Genomic DNA, 14,814 nt, shown 5'->3' with positions numbered 1-14,814 from the left:
AATTGCAATAAATGAAATAGATATAACTGGACGCTGTGATAGAGAGGGTTTATGCCAATGACGATTCATACAGAATGGTACCGGATTTTCATGTATGCCGCTCAGTTCGGAAATTTAACGAAAGCAGGGCAAATGCTGCATATGACGCAGCCATCGGTCAGCTATGCGATCAAGCAGCTGGAGGAAGCGCTTGGCATGACGCTGTTCGACCGGTTGTCCAAAGGTGTCCGGCTCACTCAGGAGGGGCAGCTGCTTTTTGAGCATGTCAAGCTTGCATTTGCTCACCTGGATACAGGCGAGAAGCAGATGCGGCAGCTCAAGCAATTTAAAGACGGACAAGTGCGGATTGGCGCGAATGGAGCCATTATTAAAGATATTTTGCTTCCCAAGCTCGATTTATTCCATCAATCGTATCCTGACATTCATGTTCGCCTCATTCAAAACCGGACAAGTCTTATCGTACAGCATCTGAAGGAAGGCAAGCTCGATATCGGCTTTATTCATTTGCCGCTTGATGATAGCGAGCTTGCGATTAAATATACCGCTCCGCTGCGTAATTGCTTTGTCGTCGGCGCCCGCTACCGCGAGCTTGCGGAGTATGTTGTGACAACCGCGCAGTTGCTGACGATTCCGCTGCTGCTGCTGTCGGCCGGCAGCAGGACGAGGTCATTCGTGGAACAATGGTTCAGCAGGCAGGGCTATACGATTGATGCCGATATTGAGCTGAACAGCTTGGAAATGCTGGCTGTATTCGCCGAACGCGGCTATGGCGCAGCTTTTGTCCCGCGTTCTTATGTTGAGGCAGAACTGGCTCGTGGTGTACTGTTTGAATTGCATACAGAGGTACCAATTGACGATCGGCAATTTGGGATTGCAACCCGGCGTGATCTTACATTGTCTTTGCCGACAGCCAAATTTTTGGAACTGTTTCAGCACGAAGCATAACGAAGGAAATGTTGCAAAAGAGTCAATTGCATAAATACGGGCGGCTATTCGTCCAATCCCCGGTCGGGAACCTTTCATACTCTATATCAGGCTTTCAAACAATAAGGATGGGAGTGTTCACACCGAATGGACGAAATGTATCATTTGTGTTTGCGACATATGAACCGCAGGGTTCGGATCAGTACGCGAAGCGGAGCATGCCACGAAGGCGTCATCGTGGGCTTGGACAGGAATCACGTCTTCTTGCGACCGGTGGGAAATGCAAGGATATCTGGGCAAAAAGGGAAAAAGAAAAGAACGAAGGTTTCCAAAAGTGCAAGGATTTCCGGTTGGGGTTTCGGGTTCGGGTCCGGCATTGTGGCGTTATCGCTGTTCACTCTTCTGGCCATCGCGTTGATCTGATGAATGAGCTGTTTTCCAAACTCCGCAACGAGACCCCCGCAAAGCCGAGAGGCTAAGCGGGGGTTTTTGGGATTCTCGTTTCATCGAACGATCGGCATCGGCATGGTCGGATCAATTTCGATGTGCTCACTGGCCGGAGGCTCGGGATATGTCAGCTTGCCCCGCTCGGCGAGAGTGCCCATGTCGTTCGCCTTCAGGAGGCTGTCGGACAAGGTGAACAGCGTATCGCCCGCGTATAGAATCCGCCGGACGGACTTCGCGTAATCGTAGTCGTACTGGCCGCTCTTGAGCAGATCGTCGTTCGACAGATGCGTGATCCGCCCGCGAAGCTTAAAGCCTTCGTTCAAGTCGACACGGTAGACGTAGGCGCCTTGATAGACGAATTCCCCGTATTCGGTAATGTCGTTCGTGCCGTCTCCGGACGTTTTGTTCGGAATCTCCATGAGCTCGACCGGGAAAGCGAGCAGATTTTTGGACTTGGAGAACAGCAAGGCTTTCGGATTGCCCAGCAGCTCGGAGCCGGTTCCCCGATCGCCGATGATTTCCTTGAATTTCTCCTTCGGATGGCTGACGTCGGAGACGTCGAACAGCGCCATTTTCAACCCTTGGTAAAACGCCGTCGGCTCCTCCATTCCAGATCCTTTAACCGATTGCACCTCCGTATCCTTGCCAAAGCCGATGATGTGGTTGTCATCGTATGGATGCAAATAGTCGCTGTAACCCGGAATTTTCAATTGGCCGAGGACGGCCGGCTTCGCCGGATTGCGAAGATCGATCGCGAACAGCGGATCAACGTTGCGGAACGTTACCATATAGGCTCGCCCTCCGAGAAAACGGGCCGAGTAAATCCGTTCGCCCGGCGCCAGCTTCTCCAGCTTACCTGCCGTCTTCATGCTTTCGTCGAGCACGTACAAATTGTTCGAGGCGCGATCTTCTCCGGTCCCCCACACGTTTCCTTTGGTCGTCGCGATCCGGAAGTAGCCGTTATGTTCGTCCATCGAGTATTGGTTCAAGACTGTTCCCGGGACCGTACCTTCTCCGGTGTAGACGATGCTGCCGCCGTCCAAGCGGAATTTGTGCACCCGCGTTTGTTCGCGGAAGCCCTCCCCGTTCGGAACGTATTCGGAGATGGCGACGTACAGATGCTTCGCGGAAGCGTAGATCGTCTGTCCAGAACCGAGATATGCGGACACCTGCATCTCTCGTCCGGGCGAATCGAGATCCAGAGCGCCGACGAGCATCGTCGTGGCGTCAGGAGAATCAGGGAAGTACCGAACCCGTTCGAGCGGTAGCTTCTTCAATTCGGAAGATTTGCCCGTATCGCCGTACCAAGGCTCGTAATCTTCGGAAGTTTCGTAATTCGCCGGGTAAAAATAGCCCTTGTTCGTAACGAGATAAAGCGCTCCGTCAATTTTGCGGGAGGACACGTAATCGCCTTCGAGCGTCGTTTCGCGTACCAGCTTGGGCACGCCGGAGCCGCCGAGCTCGTAAATCTTCGTCTTCACGGCGCTTCTCGAAGCAGCCGGAGGAGCTATGATGGCCATCTTATCCTTGCCGGAACTTGGGACGGCGCTTTTCGCAGCGGCGCCTTCCGAATGCAATGGAACAGGGAAGAAAACGCGATTCTGGCCGATCACGATCAAACGTGAGCCGTCGACGTAGAGTTCCAGCGGCGCGAATTGCTCTTCCGCGCCGTATTCGAGCGTAGCCGCCAGTTTCGGCGCTCGGGGATCGGTGACGTCCGCGATGAAAACCCGCGAACCGCTAATCTGATACACGAAACGCCCGTCCGTCTTCGCCCAATCGGCTTCGTCGACGCCTTCTACCTGAACGTTGGTGCGGGAATAGTCGGCCGCTTCGACGGATCCGGAGAGAGACTCCTCCATAGGCGCCGCGGCAGGAACGGCATTCACCTTCTCCTCTTGGGCAATCGTGATACCATCGTCCCTTCCGTAAAGATTGCCTCGCGCATTCGCGTTTTCGATCAGCTCTCTCAGCTTCTTGTACGTGCCGACGGCCGGCAGCTCGACCGGGTCGTCGATTCGCACGATGCGGCGAGCCCCGTCCCAGGCGACGACTGTCCCGAGCGCTTCGGACAGCGCGCGAACCGGGACAAAAACGACGGAGCCGGAGCGTCTAGGCGCCGTCTCGAGCTTGACGGTCCGGCCGCCCGCGTTCAGCGAAGCGCTTCCGATCGTCAGCTTCGCCGAGCGGTCCCCCCGAACGATCGTGGCGGTATCGCGACTCGCGCCGCTTGTTCCCCACGTCACTTTTGCCCCCAGCGCCTTGGCGACTTCGTCAAGTGGAACGACGATTGTTTTGTTCTCCGCGTATGCGGGCTTAGATAACGTTACCGGTTTGCCATTTACCCATACTTGGGCAGTCGTTTGCGGCGCTTTGGCCGATTGCGCCGATTCAGCGGCTATGGATGGAATGGCCAGTATGACGCACATCAATAAGCATAAGATCAACTTGCGCATCTCGGTATGCCTCCCTTTTTGAAATATTTGCTGACTTCATTACGCAATAGACGCGGTTTGAGAATAATTGGTTGCAGTTGAAGGGCGGATCGACGAACGAAAGATGAATAAGGTTCGCATCAGCCGATTTTCCATGTATAATGGTGCTAGTTCGCGTTGTGTAGGAGGAACCAAATTCATGACTTTATTGAACAAGCTGACTGCAGGGGATGAGTTCGTAGGGTTTTATTTATTGAAAGAGCTGGAGGTAAAACAGACGAATGGCAATCCGCCCAAGGATTATTTCGACATTATGCTGAGTGATTCGAGCGGGCAGCTGTCAGCCAAATACTGGGATGTAACATCGGCAGATAAGGAAACGTTTTTCCCGATGGGGCTTGTAAAGGTGCATGGGATCGTTCAGCTTTATAGGGAGCGACTGCAGGCGAAGATTTTCCGGCTCCGCGCGGCGGCACCGGACGATCATGTATCGATTACTGACTTTATTCGCGCGGCTCCGATCCAACCCATCGATCTGGTACATACAATCAAAATGTCTATGTCTGCTATCGTAGATGCTGAAATTCGGACGATTGTTTCTTATTGCGTTGATAAAGTAGCCGACGACCTGATGCACTATCCGGCTGCCAAAACCCATCATCATGCTTATTATGCAGGGCTTGCTTATCATATTGTACGCATGCTGGAAATTGGCGAATTTATTTGCAAGCAGCGTCCATTTCTAAATCCGGACTTGATCCGGGCGGGCATTATTTTACACGATATCGCCAAGCCGACTGAAATGATTGCAGAGTATGGCATCGTGTCGGACTACAGTGTGCAGGGCAAGCTGATTGGCCACATTTCGCTTGTGTCTAACTGGATTACAGAAGCGGCGATCCGCTGCGAGCTCGATCTGCAATCCGATAAGATTATCGCTCTGCAGCATTTGGTGCTGTCGCATCATAATTTAGGCGAGTGGGGCAGTCCTGTCCAGCCGCAAATGGCCGAAGCGGTAGCGCTCCATCATATCGATACGCTGGATGCCAAGCTGCAAATGGTTGAAGATGCACTGGATACGACACCGGAGACTGAGCCGTGGACGCCGATGATTCGGGGATTGGAAAATAAAGCGATCTACCGATCGCCGAAATAAAGCAAAAAGGGAGGCTACCCCGATTGAGCTGTTGCCGGTTGAAACTGCTCCATCAGGATAGCCTCTTTGCCGTAAGCAGGAAAGTGGGAGGCAAAATGAAATAGCTTTAAGTGGCTGATTCTGTCGGCGCCGTTGGCAGTGGCGATGATGATGACGAGGCATTAGCCGTAGCTGCTTCCAGGCTTTTGGCATAGGCTTCTCTGGCTGCATCGGATATTTCGACTGAATCATCATTGGCGTTAGTTTCCTTTTCCTCAGTCTCTACCTCTGTCTGAGTTTTTGCTGCAGACTCTGCCTGAATTTTGTCGATTTCTTGCTGAAGCTTCTTCATCTCGGAGAAATGAACCTTCATATATTCTCCTTCTTGCTCTTTTTGAAGCAAGCGCAACATCCTGCTTCTCTCACTAGGCGATGCCGCGCTTTCTTGAATGGCCAGCAGACGCTGAAGCATGTCATTGCGCGGCGCATTAGCTTTGGATGCAAATAAGCTGGGGTTGCCTGATGAAATCGGTGAAATAGCCATATGATATCAACTCCTTCCAAAATAAGTGAATTCATTCTTTTTATCGGCCTGTTGTCGGAAATCTTGAATACTAGTGCGTGGAAACGGCCGGTACACTTTGCTATAGTTAAATATTACCTTGACGGGAGCAGAAGCTCGCGAGTATGATAAGGATAATTTTAGAAGGGAGGCCAATTAAAATGACTAAGATCGTTCAACTGCAAATTACAACTGGATATGACATTCATTGGTCTCCACGGACTGGGAGCGGCAATAAGATGTAAGACTTTTTCATCCTGCAGATATGAGATAAGCTGCACAGGCGGGTGAGTTGATACATTACGTGCGATTATTAGCCATGGACAATGATTGTCTATGGCTTTTTGCGTTTTTAAAAGGTACGTGGAGATTTAACATAACGAATCTTATTACGCGAGAGGAGAATTACCGATGAACGAGATCATGATCATTACAATGCCGGGGCGGACAACAACAATAACACGAGAGGAAAGTGGATTTTTATATGGAACCAAACCTATTTTACCGGGAGGTGCAGCTTCCTTCGGGGACGCTGCATGTCTATGCCAATGAGGAAATTTACCAATCCTTAGACTATAAAGTCTTTCATATGGCGAACAATAATTTGCAAATTCCAAACCATGCCTATATGAGCTACACGCCTGATGTTCATGTCGGAGTCGGAACCTGCATCGGGACTACTGCAGTGTGGAGAGCAGAGGATGGCTATGTATCGCCTTCTATTGTAGGCAGCGATATTGGCTGCGGGATGCGTGTACATCTGACGAATTTGCATAAGGATGATTTGCGGGAGGTCGGATTGCGCCGGAAGTTAGTGCGGACAATTGAAAAATATATGCCGGTCGAGCAGCATGCGCGCGGACATTACTCCGATATCCGGCTGGAGCATATCGTTACGAAAGGGCTGCACGGCCTGCCGAAAAAATATATCCCTGACGGCTATACGCCGCGCAAATCCACATCGCTTACGCATGTCGAGTGCGCAAAGTTTTATATCGATGAAGAACCGTTAAATCGTTTCCCGGACCAAGTGTGGCACCGGTCGCACCGGCAGCTTGGCACCCTTGGCAACGGCAATCATTTTGTGGAGATTCAGGCGCTGGAAATACCGGATGAAAAGCGGGAAATCGCCGAAGCGTGGGGGATGCGGGATGGACAAATCATTGTGATGATTCACTCCGGTTCGCGCGCCTGGGGCGGGGCGGTAAGCCAATATTGCGGCAGCGATATGGCGAAATTGATGCGGGCGGCAGGGTATGGCACCGCCGATCCGAAGCTGATTTATGCCTCTTTGTCTGAGTCGGTCGCGCAAGATTATGTCAATCTGATGTATGCCGCGCTCAATTATGCCGTCGTCAACCGGCATCTGATCGCTTATGCCGTACGGGAAGCGGGCAAGGATGTGTTCGGCTCAAAATTTGAGATGAGCACTCTGTACGATCTCATGCACAACTACGCATGGGAGGAAGAGCACGAGGGAGCGCGCTACTTCGTTCATCGCAAAGGGGCGACGCGCTCACTGCCTGCAGGCCATCCGGACAATCCGGAGCCATACCGGGCAACCGGCCATCCGGCCCTTATTCCGGGCTCGATGGGGACGGCCTCCTACATTATGGTTGGCAACCCGCACGGACGAGACAACTTCTACTCCATTTGTCACGGCGCCGGTCGGATCCGTTCCCGCAGTGCGACCAAGCGGCTGGTTAGGCTGGATGAGTTCGAATCGGCGATGAAAGTCGGAACGGACGAGGAAATCGTCGTCAATCAGCGGACATTGGAATCGCTGATCGATGAATCGCCGCAAGCGTATAAAGACGTCGATCAGATTATCGAAAGCGTCGCGGGAGCCGGGCTTGCCGATGTTGTGGCCAAATGCAAGCCGCTTGCGGCGGTGAAGGGAGCATAAGCATCATGCGAAGAAATGAACAAGCGGATAAAAAGCTGAGCAAATGGATGTCAAAAATATTGCGTCATGCGCCTGATAAATACGGTATCGTGCTTGCAGAGGACGGCTCGTGCTCCGTCGAGGAGCTGCTGCGCGTTCTGCTCCGTGCGGATCATTGGAATCATCTGACGCTGGCAGATATTGAACGCATCGTGCGGGAGTCGGATAAACAGCGGTTCGAGATGAAGGATGGCCGGATACGGGCAAGATACGGACATAGCTATAGCCGCGTGTCTTACCCGGCGGCCGTGCCGCCTCCGGTGCTTTATCATGGCACGAATCAAACGGCAGCCCCCGCGATTTTGGAAAGCGGGATTCAATCTATGGGGCGGCAGTATGTGCATCTGTCGGCAGGGCTGTCGTTTGCCCGGCTTGCCGGGGAACGGCGCGGGCAGCTCGTTATTTTGCAAGTGGATACGGTAAAAGCGGCAAGTATGGGGATAACTTTTTACTATGCGGGCAATGAAGTATGGCTGGCTGATCATATTCCGGCTGCGTGCTGCTCGGTCTTTAAACAGGGCGGAAATAGCTAGCGCTGTGAGCTGCTTCGGGAGTGCGCAATCTCCTGAAGCAGCTTTTTTGACGACATAAGAATGTATAATTCAACTTTCGGTGCACGAAAAAGACAGTTTATCCCTAGATGTAGCTAGGTAGTCCCGAGAACCATTGTTGGAGTTGCTGTGCTTAGCAGAATGGATTTGAAGGGTCGCTAACGAACCCGACAGGCCTTATTCTGCTTAAATTGGGGCCTTGTGGGATGTAACGAATCTACCGATCGTTATTCACCGAAAATCGGCCGCTTCCCCGTCTTTTTTCCATCAATAGCGTGTCTCAGATTCGTTACACGCGGAGCAAGCCGATTTTTCGGCCAATAGCGTGTCTCAGGTTCGTTAGCCATTTCGGTCGCTCATCGTTAAGGGACTGTGATAGAAGTTTTTCTCATGCCGTAATACTTTTGCCATGTTCATAATTATGGAAATGAGCGATGATATTAATTAAAGATAAAGCTAAGGAGTGCAAACAAAATCATGAGCTATCAAACGATTGACAATGTGCTCATTTGGGGAGAGCCGGAGGAAGGGGCGCTGGCACAAGCGAAAACATGCGCCAGACACGGGAATGTCATACAGGCGCTACTTATGGCAGACCATCACAAAGGCTACAGTCAGCCGATCGGAGGGGTCGTCGTCTATGACGGGCAAATATCGCCCTCCGGCGTAGGGTATGATATCGCTTGCGGCAATAAAGCAGTTAGAACGAATCTGCTTGCCGCGGATGTCCGTCCTCATCTCGCCAAGGTGATGGATGAGATTGCCGGCAAAATCTCTTTCGGAATGGGGCGGGTCAATGATGAACCGGTCGACGATCCGTTATTTGACGACCCGGACTGGGCCGTATATGCCGCAATTGGGCGGCAGGAGCATGACAAATTGAAAGCTTTGGCCCGCGCCCAGCTGGGAACCGTAGGAAGCGGCAATCATTATGTGGATTTGTTTGAAGAGCCGGCTACGGGCATATTGTGGATCGCAAATCATTTTGGCAGCCGCGGCTTCGGGCACAAGACGGCCAGCGGGTTCCTTAATTTGGCCGCAGGCCGGGAGTTTTTGGCGAGCGCACCGGGAGAGAAGATGGACCAGCCGCCAGTATTGCTTGATTTGGAGCAAGAGCTGGGCGATATGTATTACCGCGCGATGCGTCTGGCCGGGCGCTATGCTTATGCCGGGCGAGACTATGTCATCCGTCAAGTGCTGTCTATACTGGAGGCGGAAGCCGATTTTTCGGTTCACAACCATCATAACTATGCTTGGAAGGAACAGCATGGCGGGCGCGAGACAGTCGTCGTACGCAAAGGAGCCACCCCGTCTGCACCAGGACAGCTGGGGTTTATCGGGGGCAGCATGGGAGACATATCCGTCGTTGTGAAAGGGAAGGATACTGGGGAAAATCGCGATTCCTACTATAGTACAGTGCATGGTGCGGGTCGAATAATGAGCCGAACGCAGGCAGCCGGCAAGATGAATTGGAAAACCCGCACCCGTTCCGGCGGCAGGATTACGCCTGAACAGATGCGGGAAGCAGTGCAAAGCTTCGGCGTTGAACTGCGCGGAGCGGGCACAGATGAAAGCCCGTTCGTTTACCGCAAACTGCAGCAGGTGCTTGATGCGCATGCTGAAACGCTTGAGGTGCTGCATGTATTGAAACCGATCGGGGTATGTATGGCGGGGGCGGATGAGTTCGATCCGTACAAGGATTAATCTGCATTGTAGCGGGCAAGCGCCTTGGTTGCAGAATCAAGCATGCGCCAGCGCAGCCTGTTATTTTCCACGATGCGGACCCTTAAGCCGAGAAAGCGGATTTTCGTCAAAATATATTTGCCTTCATCGCCAAAATAAATTAATTTAATCCGGTACGTATCGGCTGCCGCGTCATAATCAATCGACTTTTCGAAGCAGGAAAAGGCGTACAAAATACGCGAGAGCTCGGAATTATAGCGCGGCACAACCTCGATGATAACCTGCTCTTTGCGGCTTTCCAGCATGCTGGAAATTTCAGCCGCTAGCTCAACTGGCGGTTTAACGGCGGCAAGGAGCGAATTGTCCGCTTCCAATGCCGTAATATTGGCCAGCTTGGTCAGCATTAGCGCCCGGCTGCGGAGATGCTTCCACAGCAGATACCATTCCCGTTTCACCATGCTGTATTCCAGCCGATATGGGAAGCAGGGCTGCTCCGTGCGCAATTGCCCGTTTTTGAGCTTAAAGGAAAGACGTGCGCTGCCGCCTGTCAAAATCATCCGGCGGAGAGGCCGCAGCAATGGATGATACACCTGCTTCTCAATGCTGCGCCCCTTTTCGGCAAGATGCTGCGTGAAATCCAGCTGATCCTCGTTCGTCCGTTCCTCCTGCAGCAGTGTACGCAGCTTAGCCAGCGTTTCCGGCAAAAAGGCATCGGCTGCCGCGGGATGGTTCAGCATCGATTTTAGCCAGCTTCGTTCGGGAGTCGTAAGAAAATAAGCTTGCGAACCTTCGAGCCGCGAAAAAATTTGGTAGTTAAATATTTTCTCAAACAGATTCATAATAGGCTTGTATCTCCTTCCACTCCGCTATAAATTCTTCACGCAGCCGTTGCGGCGCCAGCACCTCGCAGCTCGACCCGAAGCTGCGCAGCCAAGGCTTGATTTCAGTTGTGCCGTTTACTGTAATTTCAAAAATAAATGAATGCTCATCTTCCTCGACGATGCGTCCCCACTGGCCTTGCAGCTCCACGCGCTCTCGCACAAAATTGTTTTTTTCGCCATTCTGCATTGGATTGTAGAATCTTGCCCTCACTAAAGTCGCTCTTCCGGAATCAATAAGCCAGCTGAAGCGCAGCTGTTCCTCCAATGCTAATCGCCATTTGTCAAACAGCTCTGCTGCGATACTGTCTCCTTGCTCAATCTGCGTCATGCCTTCAACGCGAAATTTCACGGTCCGATGCTTGGAATGGCCAAGCAAGTACCACCGTCCATATTGATGATCATAAATAACCTTTAACGGGACCATATGAACGAGCTTGCCTTCACTTTCCCGTTCAAACAAGGGGTTCGTATTTTTTGCACCGTAGCTCAACTTGTTTTTGGCGGAAAAATATAAAAAAGTTAACCGTCTGCGTTCCCGGATTGCCTGAAGCAAAGTAAACAAATGCGCTTCGTCCAAAATACGCGAGTAATAGTGGTAACGATATAAAAAGGGCTCCACAGCCTGCTGCAGTCTACCCGTTTTTTTCAAACTATCGCGCAGCAGGTAGCCGTGAACGGAAGGGATTTGCGTATTGGCCATTACATCGACAAAGGCGTATAAATCGGCAAGCTCCTCGGAGCTGAGACCGCTAATGAGATCGATTTGCAATGAATAGCGGTAAGGACGTTTGCCCGGCTCCCGGCGAATAACGCCTACTTCCTCCAAATAGCGCAGGTCGGCGCGAATCGTTTTTTCGTCGGGCAGTGCCAGCTCCTGCGGCAAACTGCTGCAGCAGAGATCAAGCAGCTCCATTGCCGTTAAAGCGCCCTGTTGAAAAGAAGAAATAATTAATGACAGCCGGTGAATTTCGGATTCTTTGACTGATTTGGCGCGATATAGAAATAGCAGCATCGGATCAGCGGAATCGTAATAATTAAAGCGCAACATGTCCGACAATTCCCGGCTCTCCTGTTCGGGTAGCTGGCGATGGACGCTTGTAACGATCTCCTTCATCCGGCGCAGCGTTTTATCAAATGTATGTACAGAAATGCCAAGGCGGTCCGCGAACTGCTGGCGGTTGTAGGCGCCGCTCGTTAAAGCCATCATCCGCAAAAACTGAACCTCTTTGTCAAAGCTTTCCTTTGCCATGTCTATTAAGCAGCCTCCAACTCTTTTAAATTATTTTCTATCATTATTGTAGCAGAACGCGAATAAAAGCATGAACGCTATGAAAAATGTGGTAGTATAGTACTATGTCATCATGACCATACTTACCTCAGAGTTGGTGAACCTTTGGAGCATACTTTAGATATGTTTTTATCGCTTGGCGATGCAGTTATTATTACTGACGAAAATCATCGCATATTGGCGGTCAATAAGACATATGAACGAATAACCGGCTATACTTTAGAAATGATTAAAAGCAAAAAGGCAGGCATTTTGAAATCGTGGCTTACCCCCGATGAAACTTATCGAAGCATGTACGCTGCTTTAAATGCGCAGATCCCGTGGTCCGGGATTTTTACAAATCGCAAGCGAGACGGCAGTCTTTGGCACTCCTCGATTACGATCAGTCCTTTTTTAACAGAAGGCCGAACGTATTATGTAGGGGTTTTTCGCGAGTTGGAGCAACTGGACCGCGGCTATTATTTGAATGAAGATCGGGTAGTCTCCATCCAGGGATCACTGCTCAAGGCGCTGGCAATTTCTTGCGAAATTCGCGATCCGGGCATCGAATCACATCTAATCCGCGTGCAGGAGCTTACGGCTCGCCTTACCGAATGGCATAACGACCACTGCGGGCTGGAAATGCCGGCGCAGACGGTGTCTCGCATTGCCCATTCCAGCATTTTGCATGACATCGGCAAATCGGCAATACCGGAAGGTATATTGTACAAGCCGGGGCGGCTGGCCGATTATGAACGGACGATTATTGAGATGCATCCTGTCATCGGCGTTGATATAATTGATAAGATATATGCAGAGTTAAATGATGAAATTTTCGAAAGCGAGCTTTCAACTGCTAAAAATATTATTTTGCATCATCATGAAAAATGGGACGGCACGGGCTACCCGCATCGCCTTTCCGGCGAGCAAATTCCGCTGGAAGCAAGGATTGTAAGCGTCGTTGATGTATTCGATGCGTTAACATCGAAGCGGCCCTACAAGGAAAAGTGGCCGGAGACAGAGGCCATTCAGTTTTTGCTTGACAAAAAAGGCAAGCATTTTGATCCTGAGCTTGTGGACTCGTTCGTTGCGATGTATGAAGCGGAGCGGGTGCCGCAGCTCAGTTTGGTTAATGAACAATAAAGGAGACGAGTGCCTTGGGGAATGATGTACAAGACGTTAAGCCGGAAGTACGGGCTTATTTGCAACGCATCGGATACACGGGCAAGCTGGACGGCAGCGCGGCAGTGCTGGCTGAGCTGCAGGAAAGGCATCTCCATACTGTCCCGTATGAAAATTTGGATATCATTCGCCGAATTCCGCTATCCTTGGAAATCCCGCAATTGCTCAATAAAATTGTTGAGCGCAAGCGGGGCGGATATTGCTTTGAATTGAATGCATTATTTGGCTGGCTGTTAAGAGAGCTGGGCTACCATGTGGAGGATCGGGTTGCACGCTTTTGGCGCGATGAACCGAACTGCCCGCCGAAGCGAAGGCATCATGTGTTGAAGGTAACTGTCCAAGGCAATAGCTACTTATGCGATGTCGGCGTTGGGGGGATTGTTCCGCGCAGGCCGATTTTGATGGTGACGGACCAGGAACAGGAGCAAGGGGAAGAATGCTACCGTCTTGTACAGGATGCTGGATATGGCTGGATGCTCTGCGAACGGAAAAAGGGGCAGTGGCAGCAGCTATACTCATTCACCGAAGAGCCCCAGCTGGCCAAGGATTTCATTATGGCTACATTTTGGTGCGAGAATGCTCCGGATTCGATCTTCACCAAAGAAACGATGGTTGCTGTGCGCACCGAAGCTGGGCGCAATACGGTGGCCGGAAAAGAGTTTCGGATTTTTACAGCACAAGGCGTACACAGCTTTGAACCTCGTACAGAGCAGGAATTTAACGAAGCTTTGTACAAATATTTCGGCTTGAAGCTCGATGCTATCAACAATTGAGTCAGATTATAAGCGGCTCATGGGAGACATTCTGCAGCTAACGACGGCCGCTCGGCATTTGGTAAGAGCGGGCGTAGCGGACCTGAACGGATCTGAACGGACCTGAGCGGACCGTAGATCCGTTATCTGTGAACAAACATGCCAAAATGGCAGGGCGACGGACCCTGGTTCCGTTATTGGTCTTAAATCGCCGATAAATCCAAGCAAAATCGGCAAATAACGGATCGTGTGTCCGCGAAACCTCCGAATGAGCCGGGATTCGACAAAATAACGGATCCTTTGTCCGCATGGATCACAGTTGGCCCGCATTCTGCGGCAAATAGTCCGCAGAAAATCGACAGCCTCCGTAGATCCGTTATCCGTGAACAAAACAGCAAAAACGGTTTGCTCGCGGACCGTAGATCCGTTATCTGTGAACAAACATGCCAAAATGGCAGCGCGACGGACCCTGGTTCCGTTATTGGCCTTAAATCGCGGATAAATCCAAGCAAAATCGGCAAATAACGGATTCACTGTCCGCCAAACTCTCCAATCACTTGTTTTTCGCATAAATAACGGATCGTCTGTCCGCTTGTCTCTTGATTGGCCGTTCCTAGCTTTGCTGCCGAAAATCTTTGACTGCATTATATCGACATCCTCTATCGTCCTTCTTTATATGATAGTAATGTCACGAACGAAGAAAAAATAAAAAAGTACTTTACAAACAAATAGATTCCGTGTTATATTCTAATTCCGGCCGGGACGAGTAACTAAAACACGGTCGGAGCAAAAATAAGTTTTAAAAAGTGCTTGCAATCTTCTAGGCGAATGTGATATATTATAAAAGTCGCCGCTGAGAGACACGGCGAGCAAGAAAAGAAGATTTGTTCCTTGAAAACTGAACAATGAGCGAAACTGTCAATTCGCAAGAAAACAAGTAATGAGCTAACAAGCTTATTCATGAATAGAAGTTTTCGGACTTCAACTTTTATGGAGAGTTTGATCCTGGCTCAGGACGAACGCTGGCGGCGTGCCTAATACATGCAAGTC

11 protein-coding genes and 1 rRNA gene are annotated in these 14,814 nt (G+C 50.9%); 8 read left to right on the top strand and 4 right to left on the bottom strand.

Annotated features, from left to right (window positions below; all coding sequences use genetic code 11):
• The first annotated feature begins 57 nt into the window (after positions 1-57).
• Entirely contained in the window at positions 58-945 is an 888-nt protein-coding gene (locus ACFQ0N_RS26090) for a LysR family transcriptional regulator (RefSeq protein WP_379331872.1), read from the top strand.
• Between the two features lie 482 nt (positions 946-1,427).
• Here the strand turns inward: ACFQ0N_RS26090 and ACFQ0N_RS26085 are convergent, their stop codons facing one another.
• Positions 1,428-3,827, bottom strand: coding sequence for a beta-propeller domain-containing protein (locus ACFQ0N_RS26085; protein WP_379331870.1), 2,400 nt, complete (start codon positions 3,825-3,827; stop codon positions 1,428-1,430).
• Between the two features lie 178 nt (positions 3,828-4,005).
• Here ACFQ0N_RS26085 and ACFQ0N_RS26080 point away from each other — a divergent pair, with 178 nt between their 5' ends.
• Positions 4,006-4,962, top strand: coding sequence for a 3'-5' exoribonuclease YhaM family protein (locus ACFQ0N_RS26080; RefSeq protein WP_379331868.1), 957 nt, complete (start codon positions 4,006-4,008; stop codon positions 4,960-4,962).
• A 106-nt stretch (positions 4,963-5,068) separates the two neighbouring features.
• Here ACFQ0N_RS26080 and ACFQ0N_RS26075 read toward each other — a convergent pair whose 3' ends face one another.
• Positions 5,069-5,485 (bottom strand): hypothetical protein, encoded by a 417-nt coding sequence (locus ACFQ0N_RS26075; protein WP_379331866.1) that lies wholly within the window; start codon positions 5,483-5,485, stop codon positions 5,069-5,071.
• A gap of 502 nt (positions 5,486-5,987) precedes the next feature.
• Between ACFQ0N_RS26075 and ACFQ0N_RS26070 the strand changes: the two genes are divergently transcribed.
• From ACFQ0N_RS26070 to ACFQ0N_RS26060, 3 genes are all read left to right on the top strand, one after another.
• Positions 5,988-7,409, top strand: a complete 1,422-nt coding sequence (locus tag ACFQ0N_RS26070; protein ID WP_379331864.1) for an RtcB family protein — start codon at positions 5,988-5,990, stop codon at positions 7,407-7,409.
• Between the two features lie 5 nt (positions 7,410-7,414).
• On the top strand, positions 7,415-7,981 hold the full coding sequence (locus ACFQ0N_RS26065; RefSeq protein ID WP_379331862.1) for an RNA 2'-phosphotransferase: 567 nt from the start codon (positions 7,415-7,417) through the stop codon (positions 7,979-7,981).
• 495 nt (positions 7,982-8,476) lie between these two features.
• Positions 8,477-9,703 (top strand): RtcB family protein, encoded by a 1,227-nt coding sequence (locus tag ACFQ0N_RS26060; RefSeq protein ID WP_379331860.1) that lies wholly within the window; start codon positions 8,477-8,479, stop codon positions 9,701-9,703.
• On the opposite strand, the gene ACFQ0N_RS26055 is transcribed toward ACFQ0N_RS26060, so the two are convergent.
• Both ACFQ0N_RS26055 and ACFQ0N_RS26050 read right to left on the bottom strand, forming a co-directional pair.
• Positions 9,700-10,521, bottom strand: coding sequence for a WYL domain-containing protein (locus ACFQ0N_RS26055; RefSeq protein ID WP_379331858.1), 822 nt, complete (start codon positions 10,519-10,521; stop codon positions 9,700-9,702). The two genes, ACFQ0N_RS26060 and ACFQ0N_RS26055, sit on opposite strands and share 4 nt — an antisense overlap.
• Complete coding sequence (locus tag ACFQ0N_RS26050; RefSeq protein WP_379331856.1) at positions 10,508-11,812, bottom strand: helix-turn-helix transcriptional regulator; 1,305 nt, start codon at positions 11,810-11,812, stop codon at positions 10,508-10,510. Before ACFQ0N_RS26050 ends, ACFQ0N_RS26055 begins: the two co-directional genes overlap by 14 nt.
• Before the next feature lie 162 nt (positions 11,813-11,974).
• Here ACFQ0N_RS26050 and ACFQ0N_RS26045 point away from each other — a divergent pair, with 162 nt between their 5' ends.
• The 3 genes from ACFQ0N_RS26045 to ACFQ0N_RS26035 form a co-directional block, all read left to right on the top strand.
• Entirely contained in the window at positions 11,975-12,973 is a 999-nt protein-coding gene (locus ACFQ0N_RS26045; RefSeq protein WP_379331854.1) for an HD domain-containing phosphohydrolase, read from the top strand.
• Positions 12,974-12,987: 14 nt separating this feature from the next.
• Positions 12,988-13,785 (top strand): arylamine N-acetyltransferase family protein, encoded by a 798-nt coding sequence (locus tag ACFQ0N_RS26040; protein ID WP_379331852.1) that lies wholly within the window; start codon positions 12,988-12,990, stop codon positions 13,783-13,785.
• A 966-nt stretch (positions 13,786-14,751) separates the two neighbouring features.
• Positions 14,752-14,814 (top strand): 16S ribosomal RNA (locus ACFQ0N_RS26035); the annotation flags it as partial.

Source organism: Paenibacillus sp. GCM10027626, assembly GCF_042676285.1.
Classification (GTDB): domain Bacteria; phylum Bacillota; class Bacilli; order Paenibacillales; family Paenibacillaceae; genus Paenibacillus_Z.
Note: the sequence above shows the minus strand (reverse complement) of the source record. Positions and strands in the feature narration are given on the sequence as shown.